18 protein-coding genes are annotated in these 19605 nt (G+C 73.0%); 7 read left to right on the top strand and 11 right to left on the bottom strand.

The features are described 5' to 3' along the window. Window positions 1–9: 9 nt before the first annotated feature. Window positions 10–912: a serine hydrolase gene (locus DTL70_RS04200; protein WP_114020459.1), complete on the bottom strand. Its 903-nt coding sequence runs from the start codon at window positions 910–912 to the stop codon at window positions 10–12. A 154-nt stretch (window positions 913–1066) separates the two neighbouring features. After that, entirely contained in the window at window positions 1067–2032 is a 966-nt protein-coding gene (locus DTL70_RS04195) for a helix-turn-helix domain-containing protein (protein ID WP_114020680.1), read from the bottom strand. Window positions 2033–2171: 139 nt separating this feature from the next. On the opposite strand from DTL70_RS04195, the gene bla reads away from it, so the two are divergent. Next, a complete protein-coding gene (gene bla, locus DTL70_RS04190) occupies window positions 2172–3110 on the top strand; it encodes a class A beta-lactamase (protein ID WP_114020458.1) in 939 nt (312 codons plus the stop codon). Between the two features lie 78 nt (window positions 3111–3188). Here bla and DTL70_RS04185 read toward each other — a convergent pair whose 3' ends face one another. Together DTL70_RS04185 and DTL70_RS04180 are read right to left on the bottom strand one after the other, a co-directional pair. Further along, complete coding sequence (locus DTL70_RS04185; RefSeq protein ID WP_114020457.1) at window positions 3189–3431, bottom strand: hypothetical protein; 243 nt, start codon at window positions 3429–3431, stop codon at window positions 3189–3191. A 272-nt stretch (window positions 3432–3703) separates the two neighbouring features. Then, window positions 3704–4699, bottom strand: coding sequence for an ATP-dependent DNA ligase (locus DTL70_RS04180; RefSeq protein WP_245978990.1), 996 nt, complete (start codon window positions 4697–4699; stop codon window positions 3704–3706). A gap of 307 nt (window positions 4700–5006) precedes the next feature. Here DTL70_RS04180 and tdh point away from each other — a divergent pair, with 307 nt between their 5' ends. The 5 genes from tdh to DTL70_RS04155 all read left to right on the top strand — a co-directional run bounded on the left by tdh (window position 5007) and on the right by DTL70_RS04155 (window position 10268). Then, entirely contained in the window at window positions 5007–6035 is a 1029-nt protein-coding gene (gene tdh, locus DTL70_RS04175; RefSeq protein WP_114020455.1) for an L-threonine 3-dehydrogenase, read from the top strand. Between the two features lie 93 nt (window positions 6036–6128). Beyond that, window positions 6129–7322 carry a glycine C-acetyltransferase gene (locus DTL70_RS04170; protein WP_114020454.1) on the top strand — a complete coding sequence of 398 codons (1194 nt, stop codon included), beginning with the start codon at window positions 6129–6131 and terminating at the stop codon, window positions 7320–7322. Window positions 7323–7341: 19 nt separating this feature from the next. Next, window positions 7342–8271, top strand: a complete 930-nt coding sequence (locus DTL70_RS04165) for a LysR family transcriptional regulator (protein WP_114020453.1) — start codon at window positions 7342–7344, stop codon at window positions 8269–8271. Between the two features lie 236 nt (window positions 8272–8507). Next, on the top strand, window positions 8508–9950 hold the full coding sequence (locus DTL70_RS04160) for a sugar porter family MFS transporter (RefSeq protein WP_181860771.1): 1443 nt from the start codon (window positions 8508–8510) through the stop codon (window positions 9948–9950). Between the two features lie 93 nt (window positions 9951–10043). Continuing rightward, window positions 10044–10268, top strand: a complete 225-nt coding sequence (locus DTL70_RS04155) for a hypothetical protein (RefSeq protein ID WP_114020451.1) — start codon at window positions 10044–10046, stop codon at window positions 10266–10268. Window positions 10269–10381: 113 nt separating this feature from the next. On the opposite strand, the gene DTL70_RS04150 is transcribed toward DTL70_RS04155, so the two are convergent. Then, window positions 10382–11134, bottom strand: coding sequence for a uracil-DNA glycosylase (locus DTL70_RS04150; protein WP_114020450.1), 753 nt, complete (start codon window positions 11132–11134; stop codon window positions 10382–10384). 395 nt (window positions 11135–11529) lie between these two features. Between DTL70_RS04150 and DTL70_RS04145 the strand changes: the two genes are divergently transcribed. Continuing rightward, entirely contained in the window at window positions 11530–12597 is a 1068-nt protein-coding gene (locus DTL70_RS04145) for a beta-ketoacyl-ACP synthase III (protein WP_114020449.1), read from the top strand. Between the two features lie 36 nt (window positions 12598–12633). Here DTL70_RS04145 and DTL70_RS04140 read toward each other — a convergent pair whose 3' ends face one another. From DTL70_RS04140 to DTL70_RS04115, 6 genes are all read right to left on the bottom strand, one after another. Then, complete coding sequence (locus DTL70_RS04140; protein WP_114020448.1) at window positions 12634–14235, bottom strand: serine/threonine-protein kinase; 1602 nt, start codon at window positions 14233–14235, stop codon at window positions 12634–12636. Further along, the gene (locus DTL70_RS04135) at window positions 14232–15017 is read right to left on the bottom strand and encodes a serine/threonine protein kinase (RefSeq protein ID WP_114020447.1); all 786 of its coding nucleotides are present in this window, start codon (window positions 15015–15017) and stop codon (window positions 14232–14234) included. The genes DTL70_RS04140 and DTL70_RS04135 overlap by 4 nt, the downstream gene beginning before the upstream one ends. 274 nt (window positions 15018–15291) lie before the next feature. Continuing rightward, on the bottom strand, window positions 15292–16440 hold the full coding sequence (gene dgoD / locus DTL70_RS04130) for a galactonate dehydratase (RefSeq protein ID WP_114020446.1): 1149 nt from the start codon (window positions 16438–16440) through the stop codon (window positions 15292–15294). A 12-nt stretch (window positions 16441–16452) separates the two neighbouring features. Continuing rightward, on the bottom strand, window positions 16453–17310 hold the full coding sequence (locus DTL70_RS04125; protein WP_114020445.1) for a carbohydrate ABC transporter permease: 858 nt from the start codon (window positions 17308–17310) through the stop codon (window positions 16453–16455). Continuing rightward, a complete protein-coding gene (locus DTL70_RS04120; protein WP_114020444.1) occupies window positions 17307–18266 on the bottom strand; it encodes a carbohydrate ABC transporter permease in 960 nt (319 codons plus the stop codon). Before DTL70_RS04120 ends, DTL70_RS04125 begins: the two co-directional genes overlap by 4 nt. Further along, on the bottom strand, window positions 18263–19594 hold the full coding sequence (locus DTL70_RS04115; RefSeq protein WP_114020443.1) for an ABC transporter substrate-binding protein: 1332 nt from the start codon (window positions 19592–19594) through the stop codon (window positions 18263–18265). Before DTL70_RS04115 ends, DTL70_RS04120 begins: the two co-directional genes overlap by 4 nt. Window positions 19595–19605 lie beyond the last annotated feature (11 nt).

The raw sequence follows: 19605 nt of genomic DNA, 5'->3' as shown, positions 1-19605 counted from the left end.
CGCCGCGGCTCAGCCGTGCCGCAGGTGGTCCCGCAGCTCGCGGGCCACCTGCGCCATCAGGGCCTCGGCACCCGGCTGGGTGGCGGCCGGCACACGGGACTCCGTCAGGGCCGCGACGGCGTAGACGGCACCGTCGGCGTGCTGGACGACCCCCACCTCGTGGCGGAGGTTGAGCAGCGTGCCCGTCTTGGACGACCAGGACGAGGAGTCGGAGCTGAAGTCGGGCGCGAGCCGGTGGCGCATCACGTTGTCCCCCATCAGCGTGCGCAGACGCGCGGTCACCTCCGGGTGCACGGCCGACGGGGTCCACACGGCCTGGAGGAGATCGGTGAAGGCCCGCGCCGTACCGGTGTTGGCGCGGGTGACGTCGAGCTGCGGCAGCCGGTGGCCGCGCCCGACGGTGCCCGCGTCGATGGCCAGCGAGTGGGCCAGGTGCGCCTCCTGGGTGCGCAGGCGCTCGACGGGGGTGTCGGTCAGTTCGTCCATCGTGTGGCGGACGGCGATGCCGGTGAGACCCAGCTCCTCCAGCAGGGCGTCCACGCGCGCCGGCGGGGTGAGGCCGAACAGCGCGTCGGCCGCGGTGTTGTCGCTGAGGGAGGTGGCCAGGTAGAGCAGGTCGTCGACCGCGATCCTGGCCGGGTGCCGGAACCGGGTCAGCCCGGTCGGCCCCGGCCGGGTGATCCGCCCGGGGCTCACCTCCAGCGCCCTGTCCCCCTCCAGTTCGCCGCGCCGGACGCGTTCGAGGGTCGCTATCGCGAGCGGCAGCTTCACCAGGGAGGCGACGGGCAGTTCGGTGTCGGGCTCGATACCGACCTCGTCGCCGGTGTGCAGATCGCGCACGAGGAACGAGCCGAACAGGCCGCCGTCGCGCAGGTCCTGGCGCAGCGTGCGGAGCAGTCCCTCAGCCGTCATGTACGCGTCGTCCCTTCGTCCTTCGGCTCGGTTGCCGCCGTGTCGGTTGCTGCTGTGGTGGTTGTCGTTTCATGGGTTGTTGGTGTGTCGGTTGCCGCTGTGTCGGTTGTCGCTGTGTCGGTTGTCGCTGTGTCGGTGTCGGTTGCCCGGCCCGTCACGCGCTCGGGGTTCCGCGGGAGTGCGGCGGTCCCCCTCGCCGCGTACGGTCGGCGGCCGGTCGCGGGTGGGCCGCTCGCGCCTCGGCGGGCTCTTCTCCCGCACCCAGGCAGTGGGCGATTGCGTCACCGAGGCGGTCGCCGAGCCGTTCGGCGTCGCCCTCCTCCGCGGCGAGCAGACCGTAGGTGCGCTCCATGTCGAGTTCGCCGAGGGGACGCCAGTGCAGGGCGAACTCCCGCGCCTGCACGGGTGAGCAGAGCAGCAGGTCGTCGCCGGAGAGCACCTGGGCCGCCGCCTGGGTGAGGCTCGTGGCGACGGACACCTGCGCGGGCAGCAACCCCACGGAGTCGCCCAGGCGCGTGAGGCGGTCACGGACGTGGGGTACGTCGTCCTCGGGCTGGACCCACACCCGCCGGGGGCGCCCGCGCCGGGTGCGGCGGGGGCGGAGGGACTCCAGGAACAGGCGACGGGCCGCGGGCTCGGCGACCGTGGCGAGGCCGAGCGGTACCGACCAGCGCGCCTGGTCTGGCGGCACCGCGACGAGCGCTGCGCGCACCTGCTGGGAGCGGACCAGGTGCGGGCGCTCGGCGGGCGCCGCCGTGCGCGGGTCGAGGACCGTTCCCAGGCCGCGGGCGGCCGCGGCGAGGCGGGCCAGCTCCGGCGTGGGGCAGGTGTCGGGCACGGCCAGGGGCACGGGCCGCTGGTGGGCGGTGGCCGCCTCGTGTTCCAGTTCCTCCGCGGCGAGCACCAGGCGGCGGGCCGCCGGGAGCAGGGAGCGTCCGAACGGGGTCAGCCGCGCCCTGCGCGAGGTGCGCTCGAACAGCCGCTCACCGAGGTGCTGCTCGAGCGCGGCGACGCGGCGGCTGGCGACCGACTGCGACATGCGCGCGGCCGCCGCCCCTGCCGTAAAGCTGCCGCGCTCGCTCACCTGCACGAACGCGCGGCACGCACCCACAAGATCCACGCCCGTCACCCTATGCCGCCGCCCCTTCCATGCCGATTGTGCATGAGGTGGCGCGATCACGTCTTGGACGGCATGAACGGTGCCGGGTGAGGCTGGGCGGGCCCGTCACTCACGGACCTTTCCGGAGGCATCGACACCCATGCGAACGACCACGACCCGACGCACCTCCTTCGCGGCGCTCGGCGCGCTGGCGCTCGTCCTGCCGCTGACCGCGTGCGGCGAGAGCGCCGCGACCGCCTCCGCCGCGACCTCGACCACTGCCGCGTCCTCCTCCGCTTCCGCCCCGGAGAAGGGCGGCGCGGCGGCGGCGTTCAAGAAGCTGGAAGCGGAGTACGGGGCGCGGCTCGGTGTCCACGCCCTCGACACCGGCTCGGGGCGCGCGGTCTCCTACCACGCGGACGAGCGGTTCGCGTACGCGTCCACGCACAAGGCGTTCACGGCCGCCGCCGTCCTGGACACGTACTCGCTGAAGGGACTCGACGACAAGTCGCTCACCGTCGGCAAGGACGTGCCCGTCGGCCACTCCCCCGTCACCAGCGCACACGTCGGCGAGCAGCTGACCCTGCGCGAGCTGTGCGAGGCAGCCGTCCGCCAGAGCGACAACGGCGCGGACAACCTGCTGGTCCGCGACCTGGGCGGCCCCGAGAAGCTCGACGCCTACCTGGAAGGCCTCGGCGACGACGTCACGCAGATGAACCGCTACGAGACCGCGCTGACCGAGGCCACCCCGGGCGACAAGCGCGACACCACGACCCCGCGCGCCTTCGCCGAGGACCTGCGCGCCGTCACCGTCGGTGATGCCCTGCACGAGCCGGAGCGTGCCCAGTTGGACGACTGGCTGGACGAGAGCCCGACCGGCACCGAGCTCATCAGGGCCGGGGTCCCGAAGGAGTGGAGCGTCGGCGACAAGAGCGGCGCCGCCAGGTACGGCACCCGCAACGACATCGCCGTCGTCCGCCCGCCGGGAAAGGCGCCCCTGATCGTGACGGTCATGTCGAAGCGCAAGAAGGAGGACGCCGACTACGACGACAAGCTCGTCGCCGAGGCCGCCTCCGTCGTGGCCGACAAGCTGGCCTGACGCGCCCGCCGCCGGGGAAGCGGAACGGGGCTCGTGCCACGGCAGGCGCACGAGCCCCGTCCACGCGCTCAGGTCCGGTCAGAGGAGACCGAGAACGCCCAGCCCGAGCATGCCCTCACGGTTGCCGAGCTTGAGAGGTCTCTGATCGGTGGAGGAGCGGCCGTCCTGGTCGCCGCCGGACGGCGCGGGTGCCGAGGCGGCGGGGGCCACCGCCGCCTGGGACGGGGCGGCCTGCGCGACACCGCACAGGGGCACGAGTGCGGTGACCGTCAGGGCGGCGAGGGTGGTCGCGATACGGGAGGAGCGGGAAAGGCGACGCATGGGGACTCCTTGTCGTCTTGTCAGCTTGTCGGCGTGTCCGTCGCTCCGGCCTGCTCTGCCGCTCCGCACGCCTCGGCGGCGCGAACCGGCTGTCGGCTGGTCGGGGACGTTGTTCCCACGCTGTACCGGGTGACGGACCGGTGCGCGCGGTAGTGGGCCGGACAGGTCACCCGAGCCCGCCCCCGGCCCCCTCCCGCTCCCTGTCTCCTGTCACCGCCCCGCCACCGCCGCGTCCGGTCGGCGCCGCACTCCGCTCACTCCGCTCACTCTGCTCACTCCATGGGCCCCGACGGGAACCGGGGCACGTCCTGGGCTGCGAACCGAGGGCGTCTCCTGCGGGCCTGGACGGGATGGCGCCAGCGGCCCTCGTCGAAGGCCACGTCCGCCTCGAACTCGACCACGTGCTCGGGAACGACGCAGCGGTGCGCGAGGAGATCGCGGCTGCCCCATCCGGAGCGGAACCGGGCGTCGGTCCAGGGATGTCCGGGCCCGGCGGGGGTCAGCAGGGGGCCGAGTTCCCGGCGCAGCGCGGTGGTCACCGGAGCGCTCTGGGCCACCATGCGCAGTGCACCGCCCTCGTCGTAACGCCCCAGCAGGAGCACGTCAGGAGAGGCGAGAGGTCCGGTGACGGCGCCGACGAAGGCCTCAGCCGTGGCGCGGGCGCGCAGCTTGCGCCAGCCGCGCTCGCCGGGTCTGTAGGGCTGGCCGAGGCCTTTGACGACCATGCCCTCGATGCCGACGCGGGCCCACGCGGCGTCGAGCCACTCCTGCGCGCGGGCCGGGTCGGTCGTCATGGGGCACAGGGCCCAGGGCGGCTGGAGATCGCCGCGGGTGAAGACCTCCTCCAGCAGGGCGCGGCGCTCCCGGTAGGGGCGGTGCATGGTGGTCTCGTCGCCGAGCTGGAGCAGGTCGAAGGCGATGAAGTGGGCCGGGTGGGCGGCCGCGGCCGCCTCGGCGCGCGTTCCGGTGCGCTGGGCTCGCGACTGGAGCCTGCCGAAGCTGACCGCTCCTTCCTCGATCACGACCAGTTCCCCGTCGAAGACGGCCTCCTCGCCCAGTGCGGCGGCGGCGCGCAGGAGGTCGGGGAAGCCGGGGCCGAGGTCGGTGCCGCGGCGCGACTGGAGGCGCGGTGCGTCGGGGCGCGCGTAGACCAGCGCCCGGTAGCCGTCCCACTTGGCCTCGTACGCCAGCCCGTCCGCGCGGGGCGTCGCGTCGACCGTCCTGGCGGTCATCGGGGGGATGGGCGGGACGAGGAGTTCATCGCCCATATGCCACATATAGCGCGGAACGCCGGAGCGTGCGACCGCAGGCCGCGGACCTCGGCCGGAGGCGGCCGACCCCCGGCACGCGGTGGGGCGGCGCCGGAGTGCCCGGCTGGGCGGCGGGCGTGAAGGCAGGCTGCGGGTGCGGTTAAGAAAGTCTCGATGGACCCGGCGGCCCGCCGTGCGGCAGATTCGTGCCGGCGGCGCACCCTCGCCGCCGCCCCCCTTTCCACCGCAGGGCCCAGGGCCGAGGCCGCCGTCGCGCGGCCCCGCGCCGCCCTGCCGTGGCGCGCGAGACGACAGGAGCCGTGACGTGAAGGCGCTGGTCAAGCAGAAAACCGAACCCGGACTGTGGCTGGCCGACGTCCCCGAGCCGCAGGCAGGCCCAGGGGATGTGCTGATCAAGGTGGAGCGGACCGGCATCTGCGGCACCGACCTGCACATCCGCGCCTGGGACGGCTGGGCGCAGCAGGCGGTGGCCGCTCCGCTGGTGGTGGGGCACGAGTTCACGGGTGTGGTCGTGGAGACCGGCCGGGACGTGACCGACATCGAGCCCGGCGACCGGGTCAGCGGCGAGGGCCACCTGGTGTGCGGCAAGTGCCGCAACTGCCTGGCGGGTCGGCGGCACCTGTGCCGCGCCACGATCGGGCTCGGCGTGGGCCGCGACGGCGCGTTCGCCGAGTACGTGGCACTGCCCGCGCAGAACGTGTGGGTGCACCGCGGCCGCGTCGATCCGGACATCGCGGCGATCTTCGACCCGTTCGGCAACGCCGTGCACACCGCGCTGTCCTTCCCGCTGGTCGGCGAGGACGTGCTGATCACGGGCGCGGGGCCGATCGGTCTGATGGCGGTGGCGGTGGCCAGGCACGCGGGCGCACGCAACGTCGTGGTCACCGACGTGAGCGAGGAGCGGCTGGAGCTGGCCCGCAAGGTCGGTGCGTCCCTCGCGCTGGACGTCTCGGGCGCGGACATCGCCGAGGGGCAGCGGGCGCTGGGGCTGCGCGAGGGCTTCGACGTCGGGCTGGAGATGTCGGGGAACCCGGCGGCGCTGCGGGACATGCTCGCCAACATGACCCACGGCGGGAAGATCGCGATGCTCGGGCTGCCCGCCGAGGACTTCGCCGTGGACTGGGCCCGGATCGTCACCTCGATGATCACCATCAAGGGCATCTACGGCCGGGAGATGTTCGAGACCTGGTACGCGATGTCGGTGCTGCTGGAAGGCGGCCTGGATCTCGGCCCGGTGATCACCGGCAGGTACGGCTACCGCGACTTCGACGCCGCGTTCGACGACGCGGCCGGCGGCCACGGCGGCAAGGTCGTCCTGGACTGGACCCGCTGAGCCGCCGCCCAGGACCCGCGCCCGCCACCGCCGCCCGGTACGGCGGAGCGGGCTCCGTCCCCGTTCCCTCCCACACCCTGGAGAGCTGACACCATGTTCGACTCCGTACGCGACGAGCTGCGCGCCACCCTCGAGGAGATCAGCGCCGCCGGGCTGCACAAGCCGGAGCGGGTCATCGGCACCCCGCAGTCCGCGACGGTCGAGGTGACCGGCGGCGGGCGCCCTGGCGAGGTCCTCAACTTCTGCGCCAACAACTACCTGGGCCTGGCCGATCACCCCGAGGTCGTCGCGGCGGCCCACCAGGCGCTGGACCGCTGGGGCTACGGCATGGCCTCGGTCCGCTTCATCTGCGGCACGCAGGAGGTCCACAAGGAGCTGGAGGCGCGGCTTTCGGCCTTCCTCGGCCAGGAGGACACCGTCTTGTACTCCTCCTGCTTCGACGCGAACGGCGGCGTGTTCGAGACGCTGCTGGGCGAGCAGGACGCCGTGATCTCCGACGCCCTCAACCACGCCTCGATCATCGACGGCATCCGGCTCTCGAAGGCCCGCCGCCTCCGCTACGCCAACCGCGACATGGCCGACCTGGAGCAGCAGCTGGAGAAGGCGCGGGACGCGCGGCGGCGGCTCATCGTCACCGACGGCGTCTTCTCCATGGACGGCTATCTGGCGCCGCTGCCCGAGATCTGCGACCTGGCGGAGCGGTACGACGCGATGGTGATGGTCGACGACTCGCACGCGGTCGGCTTCGTGGGCGAGGGCGGGCGCGGCACCCCCGAGCTGCACGGCGTCATGGACCGGGTCGACGTCGTCACCGGCACGCTCGGCAAGGCGCTGGGCGGCGCCTCGGGCGGCTATGTGGCGACCCGCGCCGAGATCGCCGCGCTGCTGCGGCAGCGCTCGCGCCCCTACCTGTTCTCCAACAGCCTGGCGCCGGTGATCGCGGCGGCTTCGCTGAAGGTGCTCGACCTGCTGGAGTCGGCCGGTGACCTGCGCAGGAAGCTGGCGGCCAACACCGAGCTGTTCCGCCGCCGGATGGCCGAGGAGGGCTTCACCCTGCTGCCGGGCGAGCACGCCATCGCGCCCGTCATGATCGGGGACGCCGCCGAGGCCGGCCGGATGGCGGAGCTGCTGCTGGAGCGCGAGGTGTACGTGATCGGCTTCTCCTACCCGGTGGTGCCGCAGGGGCAGGCCCGCATCCGGGTGCAGCTGTCGGCGGCGCACTCCACCGAGGACGTGAACCGGGCGGTCGACGCGTTCGTCGCATCCCGGGCGCAGCTCGCGAAGTGACGGGGGGAGAATCGATCGCGTGATCGAGGCACGGCGGCTGCACATCCTCCGTGCGGTGGCGGACCACCGCACGGTGACCGCCGCTGCCGCCGCGCTCTACCTCACCCCCTCGGCTGTCTCCCAGCAGCTGACCGCGCTGGAACAGGAGACCGGGCACCGGCTGGTGGAGCGCGGCACCAAAGGCGTGCGGCTCACCCCGGCAGGGGAGATCCTGCTGACCCACACCAATCTCGTCCTCGCCCAGTTGGAGCGCGCCGAGGCCGAGCTGGCCGCGTACGGCTCGGGCGCCGCGGGCCAGGTGGACCTGGCCTCGTTCGCCACCGGCATCGGCCTGGTCGTCGCTCCCGCGCTCTCCCGGCTGGGCCGCACGGCGCCCGGCATCCGGGTGCGGGTCAAGGACACCGAGGGCGACGCCAGCCTGCCCATGGTGCTGGACCGGGAGACCGACGTGGCGGTGGCCGTCGAGTACCGGGGCGCGCCAGGCGAGGACGATCCGCGCCTGACCCGGGTGCCGCTGTACGCGGAGCCGTTCGACGCCGTGTTGCCCGAGGGGCACCGGCTGGCCGGGGCCGATCGGGTGCCGCTGGCCGAGCTGGCCAAGGACACCTGGATCGGCCCCTTCCCCGGCAACCCGTGCCACGACGTGCTCGTCCTCGCCTGCGAACACGCGGGCTTCGCGCCGCGCATGCAGCACTTCTCCGACGACTTCCGCGCGGTCGTCGCCCTCGCTTCCGCCGGGGCCGGTGTCGCCCTGGTGCCGCGTTCCGCGCTGCTGGGTACGGACGCGGGACAGGGCGGGGGCGTCGCGGTCCACCCGGTCGAGGACATCGCCCCCACCCGCCGGGTGTTCGCCGCCGTGCGGCGGGGCGCGGAGGAACATCCGCTGATCAGCCCGGTGCTGGCGGCGCTCACGGAAGCGGCCCGCAGGCCCACCGAAACCGCCGTGTGAGGCGGAGAACCGCCGTGTGAGGCGGAGAAGCGCCGTCCCGGGCCGGCCCGGGACGCGTCCCGGGTCCTCGGCGCGGCTTCGGGGAACTCTCGAAGATTGTCCTGCCGCCAGGGTGGTATGCGGATCTCCGACTCCAGTCGGGAGGATGTTGCCTCCCCCGCCGGAGTACGCGACGATACGGATCTATCTGTACGAATATGCACCAATATGTACGAATCGGCAAGGTGGCACATCGCATGGCTGAGACGGCATCGAACGCGCCGACCCCCTCCTCCTCGGGCCCCCACGGCAAGGCGATCGGCATTTCCATCGCCGCGGCCGTCGGCGGTTTCCTCTTCGGCTTCGACTCCTCCGTCATCAACGGCGCCGTCGACGCACTGTCGGGCCACTTCCACATGGGCGCGTTCCTGTCGGGGTTCGTCGTCTCCATCGCCCTGCTGGGCTGCGCGGTCGGCGCCTGGTACGCGGGCCGCCTCGCCGACGGCTGGGGGCGCCGCAACGTCATGCTGCTGGGCTCCGCCATGTTCGTCATCAGCTCGGCGGGCTCCGCCTTCGCCTTCTCGGTGCCCGACCTGTTGCTGTGGCGCGTGATCGGCGGCCTGGGCATCGGCATCGCCTCGGTGATCGCCCCCGCCTACATCTCCGAGGTGGCCCCCGCCTCGGGCCGCGGCGCGCTCGGCTCCCTCCAGCAACTGGCCATCACCATCGGCCAGCTGGTCGTCCTCAGCTCCAACAAGGGGCTGGCCGGCGCGGCCGGCGGCGCCTCGCAGGACCTGTGGTTCGGCATGCAGGCCTGGCGCTGGATGTTCCTGGTCGGCGTCATCCCGGCCGCGGTCTACGGGGTGCTGGCGCTGCTGATCCCCGAATCGCCGCGCTACCTCGTGCTCAAGGGCAAGTACGACGAGGCGGCGGGCGTACTGGGCCGGGTCAGCGGCGAGGCCGACCCGCAGGGCAAGGTCGCCAGGATCCGCGAGACGCTCCGCAAGGAGCACCGCAGCAGCTTCCGCGACATCCGCGGCGCACGCTTCGGGCTGCACCCGCTGGTGTGGGCGGGCATCATCATGGCCGCCTTCCAGCAGCTCGTCGGCATCAACGCGATCTTCTACTACTCGACGACGCTGTGGAAGTCGGTCGGCTTCAGCGAGTCCCAGTCCTTCACCACCTCCGTCATCACCGCGGGCATCAACGTGGTGATGACGGTCGTCTCCATGCTGTTCGTCGACCGGGTTGGCCGGCGCAGGCTGCTGTCCATCGGCTCGGTGGGCATGTTCTGCGCACTGGCGCTGACCGCGGTGGCCTTCTCCCAGCAGCGGGGCAGCGGAACGGACGTGACGCTGCCCGGCCCGTACGGGCCGATGGCGCTGGTCGGCGCCAACGCCTTCGTCGTCTTCTTCGCCCTCTCCTGGGGCCCGATCATGTGGGTCATGCTGGCGGAGATGTTCCCCAACCGGATGCGTGCGATGGCGCTGGCCATCGGCACCGCCTCCAACTGGATCTTCAACTTCATCGTCACCTTCTCCTTCGAGCCGATGACCAGCAAGGTCGGCCTGACCTGGCTCTACGGCGCCTTCGCCTGCTTCGCCGCGCTCTCCTTCTTCTTCGTGCGCGGCAAGCTCCCGGAGACCAAGCAGCGGGAACTGGAGGAGATGACGGGCGAGACCCACCGCCGCTCCGGCTGAGGCGGGCGCGGGCCCTCGGGGCGGAAGGGCGGGCCCGTGACCGGGTTGCGAGATCGGGATGCGCCCTGGCGGGGCCGGGCGCAGGGTGGGGGTATGGCCGACGCACCGATCATCGTCTATCCACCCGACGCGCACGGCGCGCGCCGGGTACGGGCCGACGGCGCCATCCTCGGCCGGGCCTCCAACGTCAACGACGTGCTGTCGCTGCTCGGCGACGCCGGTTTCGACCCGGACGAGATCGCCCTGGACGGGCCGCTCATCGAGTGGCGCGGCGGCGGCGCCTACGCCTGGGATCCCGGCGAGGACGACGAGGAGTGACCGGCGCGGTGACCGGCGCGGCCCGCCGCGTCACCGGCCGGCCCTGAACGGGCGATCGGGCGCGCCGGACCGTTCAGGACGTGGGGCAGACGGTTCGAGGCGCGCCGGACCGTTCAGGACGCGGGGTGGACGGGGAGGCCGGCCTCCAGCGCCGCGGTCCGCAGGACATCGCGGAGCATGGCCGGGGTCAGCCGTCCTGTGAAGGTGTTGCGCTGGGTGACGTGGTAGCAGCCGTGGACGGCCAGCGGCGCCGCGCCCGGCTGCGTGGGCGGCAGTTCGAGGCGGGCCCCGTGCGCGAAGGCGGGCCGGGGCCGCGGGAGAGACCAGCCGCCTTCGCCGAGCACCGGCAGCACCGCCTGCCAGCCGAAGGCGCCGAGGGCGACCACGGTGCGCAGAGTGGGGCGCAGCAGTTCGAGCTCGCGGACGAGCCAGGGGCGGCAGGTGTCGCGTTCGGCGGGGGTGGGCTTGTTGGCGGGCGGCGCGCAGTGGACGGGCGAGGTGAACCGCACCCCGTACAGCTGGAGGCCGTCGCCGCTGTGGGTGGAGGTGGGCTGCGAGGCCAGGCCGAGGTCGTGGAGAGCGGCCACGAGCACGTCCCCGGCGCGGTCGCCGGTGAACATGCGGCCCGTGCGGTTGCCGCCGTGCGCGGCCGGGGCGAGCCCCACGAGCAGCATCCGCGCGTCCGCGGGGCCGAAGCCGGGTACCGGGTGCGCCCAGTAGTCCCAGTCGCGGAAGGCGGGACGTTTGACCCGTGCCGTCTCCTCGCGCCAGTCGACCAGCCGCGGGCAGGCGCGGCACTCGCTCAGCGACCGGCCGAGGGCGTGCACGTCCGCCGCTCGTGGTGCCTGCCGAGTGGGGTAGGTCATGGGGTTCCGTCTTCCTGTGGGTCTTGCTGTCCGCCGCCTTGGTGCACGTTCCCTCCCAGGATGCCCGCCACCGTGCCTCATACGTTCGGCGGAAACACCACGGACACCGCCTGTGACACCCCCTCCCTCACACGGGGGAAGGGCACGGCGCCGCCCTCCACCCCCGTACGGCACGAACGCCCTGTTCACAGCCGCGCGGAGCGGGACGCACCCGTCTCGGCGTGTGGTCGGGCAGCTCGTGTGGCTGCCCGGAGCTGGGGTACAAAAGGCCCCTCTTGTGGGTCCATCCGTCCGGTCCGGAGCTCGGTCCGGTCCGACCAGTCGAGTTCAGGGGGCTCAGTGCTCGTGCGCCGCAGGAACCTTTCAGCCGCCCGCCACGCGCGACGGGGCACCGCGTGCTGAGCGGCCCGGCCCCGTACGCCCTGCCGGCGGCCGCGCCCTGCGTCCCGGTGCGCCCCGTGGTCCTGGAGGCGGTCAGCGGCTGGGTCCCGCCGCGCGTGGTGCCCAACGCCGGACTCCCCGGGCAGTGGGGCGTGGACGACAGATGGGTGCGTACCCGCACCGGCATCGAACGCCGCCACGTCGCCGACCCCGGTACCTCGACGGGGGACGCGGCCGTGCACGCCGCGCGGCGGCTGCTGGAGAAGGCGGGCAACCCGCGCGTGGACGCCCTGGTGCTGGCCACGGCCACCCCCGACCACCTGTGCCCGGCGACCGCTCCCGCGGTGGCGGCCCGGCTGGGGCTCGGCACCATCCCCGCCCTGGACATCGCCGCCGTGTGCAGCGGCTTCGTCTACGGCCTGGCGCTGTGCCAGGGCGCTGTCGGCGCCGCGCTGTTCGACCGGGTGCTGGTGGTGGGCGCCGACATCTACTCCCACTGGCTCGACCCCGAGGACCGCTCCACGGGCGTCGTCTTCGGCGACGGGGCGGGCGCCGCGCTGGTGGCACGCGGTCAGGAGAGCGACTCCGCCGGTGCGCTGCTGGGCTTCGACCTGGGCAGCGACGGGTCGGGGTACGACCTGATCACCGTGGTGGGCGGCGGGGCGCGGGCGCGCTCGCTGGACGAGCCGGAAGCGCCCGGCGACCGCTACTTCCGGATGCGGGGCGGGGCCGTCTTCCAGCACGCCATCGAGCGGATGACCGCCTCGTGCGGCGCGGTGCTGGAGCGCGTCGGCTGGCGTCCCGAAGAGGTCGACCACTTCGTGCCGCACCAGGCCAACGCGCGGATCCTCACCGCGGTCGGCAAGCGCCTGGGCATCCCCGCCGACCGCTGCGCCCTGCACCTGCGGGAGGTGGGCAACACCGGTGCCGCCTCGATCCCGCTGGCGCTGGCCGACGCGCAGGCAGGCGGGCGGCTGCGCCCCGGGGCACGCGTCCTGGTGACGGCGTTCGGCGGCGGCCTCACCTGGGGTTCGGCCGCGCTGCTGTGTCCGGAGGCGCCGGCGGAGCCGCGGTCGCCCTGACGGGCTCAGGTGCCCGGCGGGGCCTCCGGGGCCGGCTCAGCGTGTGTACTCCTCGAGATACCGCTCGACGCGCTGCACGTGCGGCCTGACCCGCTCGGGCACCCCGCCGGCCTGCAGGACGGTACGGGAGCTGGTGCGGTAGCCGGCGGCCATCAGCCCGGGAAGGTCCTCGTCCATGCCCTCCTTCTTGTACTTCTGGTCGAGCCAGCACACGAAGTTGGACATCGCCGCGATGGCGTCGGGGGGCGACATGTAGCTCTTGTCGCCGTCCTTGTCCCCGTCCTTCGCCCAGCCCTTGAAGACCGACGGCGTCCACATGGCGATGCCGTACTCGTTGGACTCGGGCCGTCGGGCGTCGGCGTCGAAGCCGCTCTCGGCCTTCAGCATCGCGGCGAGGAAGGCGGGGGTGACCTCTTCCTCGGCGCACTGGCGCGCGGCGTCCTCGATGACGGGCCGCAGGTCGCGGGGCACGTCGGAGTCGGCGGGCAGGGCTCCGGACTGCGCCGAGGCGGCGCCCGGGCCGCCGCCCGGTGAGGCGCCCTCCTCCTCGTCGGCGAGCAGCAGCGCCACCGACACGGCGGCGGCCACGACCGGCACGGTGACGGCGGCCGCCACGATGCTGAGCCGGCGGCGCCCACGCCCCGGCGTCCTGCGCCCGGCGGGGACGCGGGCGCCGAGGAACCGGCCCGCGGCGGGGCCCTCGTACCTGCCGGAACGGGCGTCCGCGGCGCACGAGTTCTCCAGCTCCCGCGTCCGTTCGGCGAGCGCGGCGGCGTCCAGGGCGGCGCGCGAGGCGTGGTCGGGGCGCAGGCAGTCCGCGATCAGCTCACGCCAGCCGTCGGGGATCGTGTTGTCGAGGCGCAGCGGGGCGCCGCCTCGTGCGTAGGCCTGCGCGCCGAGGGCGCGGGCGCGGGCGGTGGACCCGGGGAAGGGGTGCAGCCCGCCGGTGAGCACCTGGTGGGCCAGCACGCCGAAGGCCCAGATGTCGGCGGTGGGGCGCACCGTGCTGCGGCCGCCCTCCCGCTCCGACCACCACTCGGGCGGCACGTGGTCGAGGGAGCCCAGCGGGGGCACGTAGGCGTGGGTGCCGTCGAGTTCGACCGTGAGGCCGAAGTCGCCGAGCCACACCTCGCCGTCGGGCGCCAGCAGGACGTTGCCCGGCTTGAGGTCGCCGTGCACCCAGCCGCGCCCGTGGATGTGGGCGAGTCCGGCGCCGGCCCCGGCCAGGACGCGGGCCGCCTCGGGCAGCGCGGGTGGGCCTTCGCCGCTGCTCCGGCGGGCGGCCAGCAGCTCCTGGAGGCTGTGTTCGGCCCGGTCCATGACCAGTGCGGTGACGCCGTCGATCTCGGGGCGTCCGGGGTCGCGGACGGTGAGCACCTCGCGCGTGCTGACCACGTGCGGATGGTCGGTCTCCAGGCTGAAGCGGACCTCCCGCCGTACCAGTTGCTCCATGGAAGCGCGCTGGCCGGGCGGCAGCAGGTGGGTGGGCAGGAACTTCACCGCGGCCTGCGTGCCGTCCGCGCTCTCGGCGGCGTACACCACGCCCCAGCTGCCCGCTCCGATCCGCCCTGTCAGGGTCCACTCCCCCACCCGGTATCCGGCGGGCAGGTCGAGGCGGGAGTGTGCGGGCTCGCTCATCCCTCGCGCTCCCCCGTGCGTTCTGCCCGGGCGCCGGGACGCAGGAGCGTGAGGTGTTCCTCGCGCACCAGGTCGAAGCGGAGGGCGAGGGCGACGAGTTCGGCGCGCTTGCGACTGGTGCCCGCGGTGCGCTCCTCGTCGCCGCGCAGCCGCAGTTTGACCGAGGCGAGGTACTCGATGTGGTAGTTGACGGCGGAGCGGGTCAGGTCGTGGCAGCCCGGCACCGGGCGCAGCCGCTCCAGTACCTCGCTGACGCCGGGGATGGCGCCGCTGGAGGGGTCGCGCAGCCGCGGCTCGCACAGGGCGAGCAGGACGAGGAAGTACTTGGCGGTCTGGTCGAGCGTGAACGGGCTCTGGGTGGGTTCGCCGGCCCGGTCTCCGCCGCCCGCGTCCAGGTACATGTGTTCGGGCGCGAACACCTTGAAGTGCACCTCGCCGTCGCGGGAGGGCAGGACGACGCGGGAGAACTCGAACGGCACGGGGGCGCCCAGCCTGCCGGGCGGGACCTTGATGTGCTCGCCCGCGCCCTCCATGTTCTCCACCACGTAGGTGACGTGCCCGCTGTAGTTGGACAGCCGCCAGTAGTCCTCGGCGGCGGTGATCTGCCCGGCGCGCCGGGAGACTCCGGGGTCGGGCAGGGCGACCTGCACCGGGTGGCCGGGATCGCCGCGCCCGAAGTCGGCGCTCTGGCCCGGGCCGAGGTGGAGCAGACGGGGTCTGTCCCCCCGGTCGCCCGTGAGGTTTCCTTGCTGGTCCGGCAGCTGGACGATCACCGTGTCCATGGTTCACCCTCCCCCTTCGGCCGCGGGCTTCCACTGCGCCCCTGACATCCGACAGGTATCACGCTGGACGCTCGTCTGCGATGGTGGGAGGTTTTCAGCCGCAGCTCAGCGGCCCCGCCCCCTGGATGAGTGAGCGGGGAGTCCGTGCTGACCACCGCGGGAGGCGCGCCGGTCTCCCGGGGTGGTGCTCGCGTTCGTCACCACCTTGGGGGGTGACGGTTTCGACGGGTGGCCGGGGTCGGGGCCGAGCGTGCCTCTGCCGGGCTCGGCGGGCTCACCACTCGGCGAACGATCCGTCCGGGTGGCGCCAGGTGGGGTTGTGCCAGTCGGCTGCCGTGCCGTCGGCCTCGCGCACCGCCCGCTCGTCGATCGTCACTCCGAGCCCGGGGCCCGTGGGCCGCAGCAGGTGCCCCTCGTGGAAGCGGAAGACCTCGCGGTCCAGCACGTAGTCGAGGAGTTCGGCGCCGGAGTGGTAGTGGATGCCGATGGACTGCTCCTGGATGAGGAAGTTGGGGGTGCAGAAGGCCAGTTGCAGGCTGGCCGCCAGGGCGAGCGGGCCGAGCGGGCAGTGCGGGGCGACCAGCACGTCGAAGGTCTCGGCGAGGGAGGCGATGCGCCGCGCCTCGGACAGGCCGCCGGCGTGGCTGAGGTCGGGCTGGATCACGGCGACACCCGCCTGGAGCGCGGGCAGCATCTGGGTACGGGAGAAGAGCCGCTCCCCGGTGGCGACGGGCACGGTGGTGGACCCGGTCACCTGCCCGATCAGGTGCGTGTACTCGGGCAGTACGGGCTCCTCCACGAAGAGCGGCCCATACGGTTCCAGCACGTCGAGCGCCCGGCGGGCGCCCGCCGTGGTCAGCCGACCGTGGAAGTCGACAGCGAAGTCGCCCTCGGGCCCGAGCGCCTCGCGGGCCGCCTCGGCGCGCCGGGCGATCGCGTCGAGGGCCGCCGTGGTGGGCAGCCGGTCGGTACGTCCCGAGGCGTTCATCTTGACGGCGGTGAAGCCCGCCTCGACCTGCGCGGTGGCCTGGTCGCGCACGGCGGCCGGCTCGTCGCCGCCGACCCAGCAGTAGGCGCGGACCCGCTCGCGCACGGGCCCGCCGAGGAGCTGGTGCGCGGGGGCCTCGTACGCCTTGCCCGCGAGATCCCACAGCGCCTGGTCGAGTCCGGCGACGGCGGAGGAGAGGACGGGTCCGCCGCGGTAGAAGGACCCCTTGGTCATCAGCTGCCAGTGGTCCTCGATCCGCAGCGGATCGGCGCCGATCAGGAACTGTTCGGCCAGCTCGCCCACGGCCGTGCGGACGGTCTGCGCGCGTCCCTCGATCACCGGTTCGCCCCAGCCGACGAGGCCGCTGTCGGTCTCGATCCGGCAGAAGAGCCAGCGCGGCGGTACGGCGAAGGTCTCGACGCGGGTGATGCGCACGTGTCACTGCTCCTATTCCTTCACGCTGCCCTCGGTCAGTCCGGTCCGCCAGTAGCGCTGGAGGACGAGCATCGCGACGGCGAGGGGGATGACGGAGACGAAGGCGCCCCCGACGGTGTACTGCGTCAGCTCGGGGAAGCGGTCGGCCGCCTGCTGCCAGGTGACCAGGCCGAGAGTGATCGGGTACTTGCGGTCGTCGGAGAGCATCACCAGCGGCAGGAAGTAGTTGTTCCAGATGTGTACGAACTGGAAGAGGAAGACGGTGACCAGCGCGGGCGACATGATGCGCAGGACCACCGTGAAGAAGATCCGCTCCTCCCCCGCGCCGTCCACCCTGGCGGCCTCCAGGAGGGTGTCGGGCACGGCGGACTCGGCGTAGATGCGGCACAGGTAGACCCCGAAGGGGCTGACGACGCTGGGGATGAGCACGCCCCAGTAGCTGTTGGTCAGGCCGATCTTGCCGAACATCAGGTAGAGCGGCAGCGCGAGCGCCGTGGAGGGCAGCAGCACCCCGGCCAGGACGCACTTGAAGACGGCTTCGCGGCCCCGGAAGCGGTACTTGGCCAGGGCGAACCCGGCCGCCGCCGACAGCAGGGTGGCCGCGACGGCGCCGACGCCCGCGTACAGCAGCGAGTTGAGCGCCCACCGGGGGAATATGTGCCCGTTGTAGGTGAAGACGTCCTTGAGGTTCTGCCACAGGCGGGGGTCGTCGAACCACAGGCCGAAGCTGCCGTAGAGGCTGCTGTTGGACTTGGTGGCGGCGACGGCCAGCCAGTAGACGGGAAGCAGGAAGTAGACGGCGGCCAGCACGAGGACCGCGACGAGCACGATGCGGCCCGGTCGGGGCACTCTGGTGGGTGCGGCTCTCATCGGTCCCCGCCCTTCCGCCCCCGGCCCACCAGGCTGAGGAAGCCGAACGAGAGCACCATGGCGACGACGGCGAGCAGGACCGACTTGGCCGCCGCCAGGTACACGTTGGCGTTGGCGAAGGCGTCGAAATAGGCGCTCAGATTCGGCGTGAAGTCGGTGGTGACGGCGGGGGCGAGCTTCTTGAGCACCAGCGGCTCGGCGAACAGCTGCAGGGTGCCGATGATGGAGAAGACGCAGGTGAGGACGAGCGCCGGACGGATCAGCGGGATCTTGATGCGCAGCGCCGTCTGCCACGGTCCCGCGCCGTCGATCCTGGCCGCCTCGTAGAGCTCCTGCGGGATCGACTTGAGCTGCGCGACGATGACCAGCATGTTGTAGCCGGCGAACTCCCACACCACGATGTTGGCCAGGGACCAGAGCACGTTGTCGTAACCGAGGAAGTCGGGCTGGAGGCCCATGTCGCCGAGCAGGTCGTTGATCGGGCTGATCCCCGGGACGTACAGGAACCCCCACAGCAGGGTCGCGATGACGCCCGGGATGCCGTACGGCAGGAAGTAGGCGGCCCGCATCAGTGAGGCCCAGCGGTCGGAGACCTGGTCCAGCAGGAGGGCGAGCGTCAGCGCCAGCAGCAGCATCACCGGCACCTGGACGGCGCCGAACAGCAGCACCCGGCCGAAGCCCTCCAGGAAGGCGGTCTGCTGGAGGGCGAGCGCGTAGTTGTCCAGCCCGGCGAAACCCACCGAGGGCTCGCCCAGCCCCAGCGGCCCCGACCGCTCCACTCTCAGCAGGCTCTGGTAGAGCGCGTAGAGGATCGGCAGGATCATCGCGAAGACGTAGACGGCCAGGAAGGGCGCCAGGAACCTCCAGGCCTTGCGGTCGGGTCTGGCCCGGCGGCGGGTGGCGGCGGACGCGGGAGGGGCGGGGGTCCGCTTCCCCCCGCTCGTGGTGGTCGTCATCGCGCGCTCCTCGCCTTGAGGCCTTTGGCTTTCAGGTCGTCGACGAACTTGGTCTCGGCGTCCTTGAGTGCGTCTCTGATCGTGCCGTGGCCCGCGACGACGCGGCCGATGTTGTCCTGGATGTGCGCGTAGGACTGGGTGGTGGTGGGGCCGAAGCGCCAGGTGGTGTCGACGTTGCGGTCGGAGATCTGGAAGACCTCGTTGTAGGCCTGGCCGCCGAAGAAGTCGCTGGGCTCGCCCAGCGGCGAGTCCGCGAGATCCAGCTCCGCCGCGGGCCAGCCGTACCCGGCCTCGACCAGCAGTTCGATGCTGTCCGGGTCGGTGTTGAGCCAGTGCGCGAACCGCAGCGCCTCCGCCGGGTGGCGGGTGCCCTGGAGGATCGCGGTGGCCGAGCCGCCCCAGTTGGCGGAGGCGTGCGCCCCCCGCTCCCACTGGGGCAGCTCGGCCACCCGCCACTTGCCCTTGGTGCCGGGCGCGTTGCCCCGGATGAGCGCGTCGTACCACTGGGCGCCCGGCCAGCCCGCCATCTGCCCGGTCTGGAGCGCCTTGAAGAAGGCGCTCTGCGCGTCCTGCGTGGGAAGGATCAGGCCGTCACGGACCAGGCCGTCCCAGAAGTCGGCCACCTCCAGCGATTCCGGGCTCGCCAGGTCCACGATCCAGGTGTCGCCTTCGGTACGGACCCAGTGGGCGCCCCGCTGCCAGGGGAAGGAGGCGAACCACTGGGCGTTGGCGGGCGGGAAGGCGCTGATGCGGGAGGCACCGCCGCTGCGCTTGCGGATCTGCGCGGCGGCCGTCCGGAACGCGTCCCAGGTGCGGGGGACCTCCACGTCCCACCGCTCGAAGAGGTCCGCGCGGTAGAAGAAGCCCATCGGGCCCGACGCCTGCGGGAGGGCGTAGGTGCGGCCGGCGAACACGCCCTGCTGCCACTGCCAGTCGACGTAGGAGCCCTTGAGCTTGTCGGCGCCGTACGCGGTCAGGTCGGTCAGTCCGCTCACCAGCATGAACTCGGGCAGCGCGTAGTACTCGACCTGCGCCAGGTCGGGCGGGTCACCGGCCTTGAGGGAGGAGTGCATCTTCTGGTAGCCGCCGGAGGTGTTGGCGGGCACCGTCTGCACCGTGACGTGGATGTCGGGGTGGGTCCGGTTCCACAGGGCCACGGCCTTCTGGAGCGGCACCCACGTCCAGAAGACGAGGTCGACCCGGCGGCCCGGGGAGCGGGGTGCCTGGCGCGTGGTGCGCGCCGCGCCCGCCTGCTCACCGCAGGCGGCGAGCGCGGGCGCCGCGGCCACGGCCGCCGCGCCGACCAGGAGTGTGCGTCGGGTGGGCATCTGACCTCCTC

Source organism: Streptomyces diacarni, assembly GCF_003323715.1.
GTDB lineage: Bacteria > Actinomycetota > Actinomycetes > Streptomycetales > Streptomycetaceae > Streptomyces > Streptomyces diacarni.
This window is presented reverse-complemented; position numbering and strand designations above follow the sequence as displayed.

What these genes read in the sequence shown, in the direction of transcription:
- DTL70_RS04135 (WP_114020447.1), bottom strand. Translation starts at nt 15,017, where the DNA reads ATGGACACGGTGATCGTCCAGCTGCCGGACCAGCAAGGAAACCTCACG.
- DTL70_RS04140 (WP_114020448.1), bottom strand. Translation starts at nt 14,235, where the DNA reads ATGAGCGAGCCCGCACACTCCCGCCTCGACCTGCCCGCCGGATACCGG.
- DTL70_RS04125 (WP_114020445.1), bottom strand. Translation starts at nt 17,310, where the DNA reads ATGAGAGCCGCACCCACCAGAGTGCCCCGACCGGGCCGCATCGTGCTC.
- DTL70_RS04155 (WP_114020451.1), top strand. Translation starts at nt 10,044, where the DNA reads ATGGCCGACGCACCGATCATCGTCTATCCACCCGACGCGCACGGCGCG.
- DTL70_RS04200 (WP_114020459.1), bottom strand. Translation starts at nt 912, where the DNA reads ATGACGGCTGAGGGACTGCTCCGCACGCTGCGCCAGGACCTGCGCGAC.
- DTL70_RS04115 (WP_114020443.1), bottom strand. Translation starts at nt 19,594, where the DNA reads ATGCCCACCCGACGCACACTCCTGGTCGGCGCGGCGGCCGTGGCCGCG.
- DTL70_RS04180 (WP_245978990.1), bottom strand. Translation starts at nt 4,699, where the DNA reads ATGGGCGATGAACTCCTCGTCCCGCCCATCCCCCCGATGACCGCCAGG.
- DTL70_RS04170 (WP_114020454.1), top strand. Translation starts at nt 6,129, where the DNA reads ATGTTCGACTCCGTACGCGACGAGCTGCGCGCCACCCTCGAGGAGATC.
- DTL70_RS04185 (WP_114020457.1), bottom strand. Translation starts at nt 3,431, where the DNA reads ATGCGTCGCCTTTCCCGCTCCTCCCGTATCGCGACCACCCTCGCCGCC.
- bla (WP_114020458.1), top strand. Translation starts at nt 2,172, where the DNA reads ATGCGAACGACCACGACCCGACGCACCTCCTTCGCGGCGCTCGGCGCG.
- DTL70_RS04120 (WP_114020444.1), bottom strand. Translation starts at nt 18,266, where the DNA reads ATGACGACCACCACGAGCGGGGGGAAGCGGACCCCCGCCCCTCCCGCG.
- DTL70_RS04160 (WP_181860771.1), top strand. Translation starts at nt 8,508, where the DNA reads ATGGCTGAGACGGCATCGAACGCGCCGACCCCCTCCTCCTCGGGCCCC.
- DTL70_RS04150 (WP_114020450.1), bottom strand. Translation starts at nt 11,134, where the DNA reads ATGACCTACCCCACTCGGCAGGCACCACGAGCGGCGGACGTGCACGCC.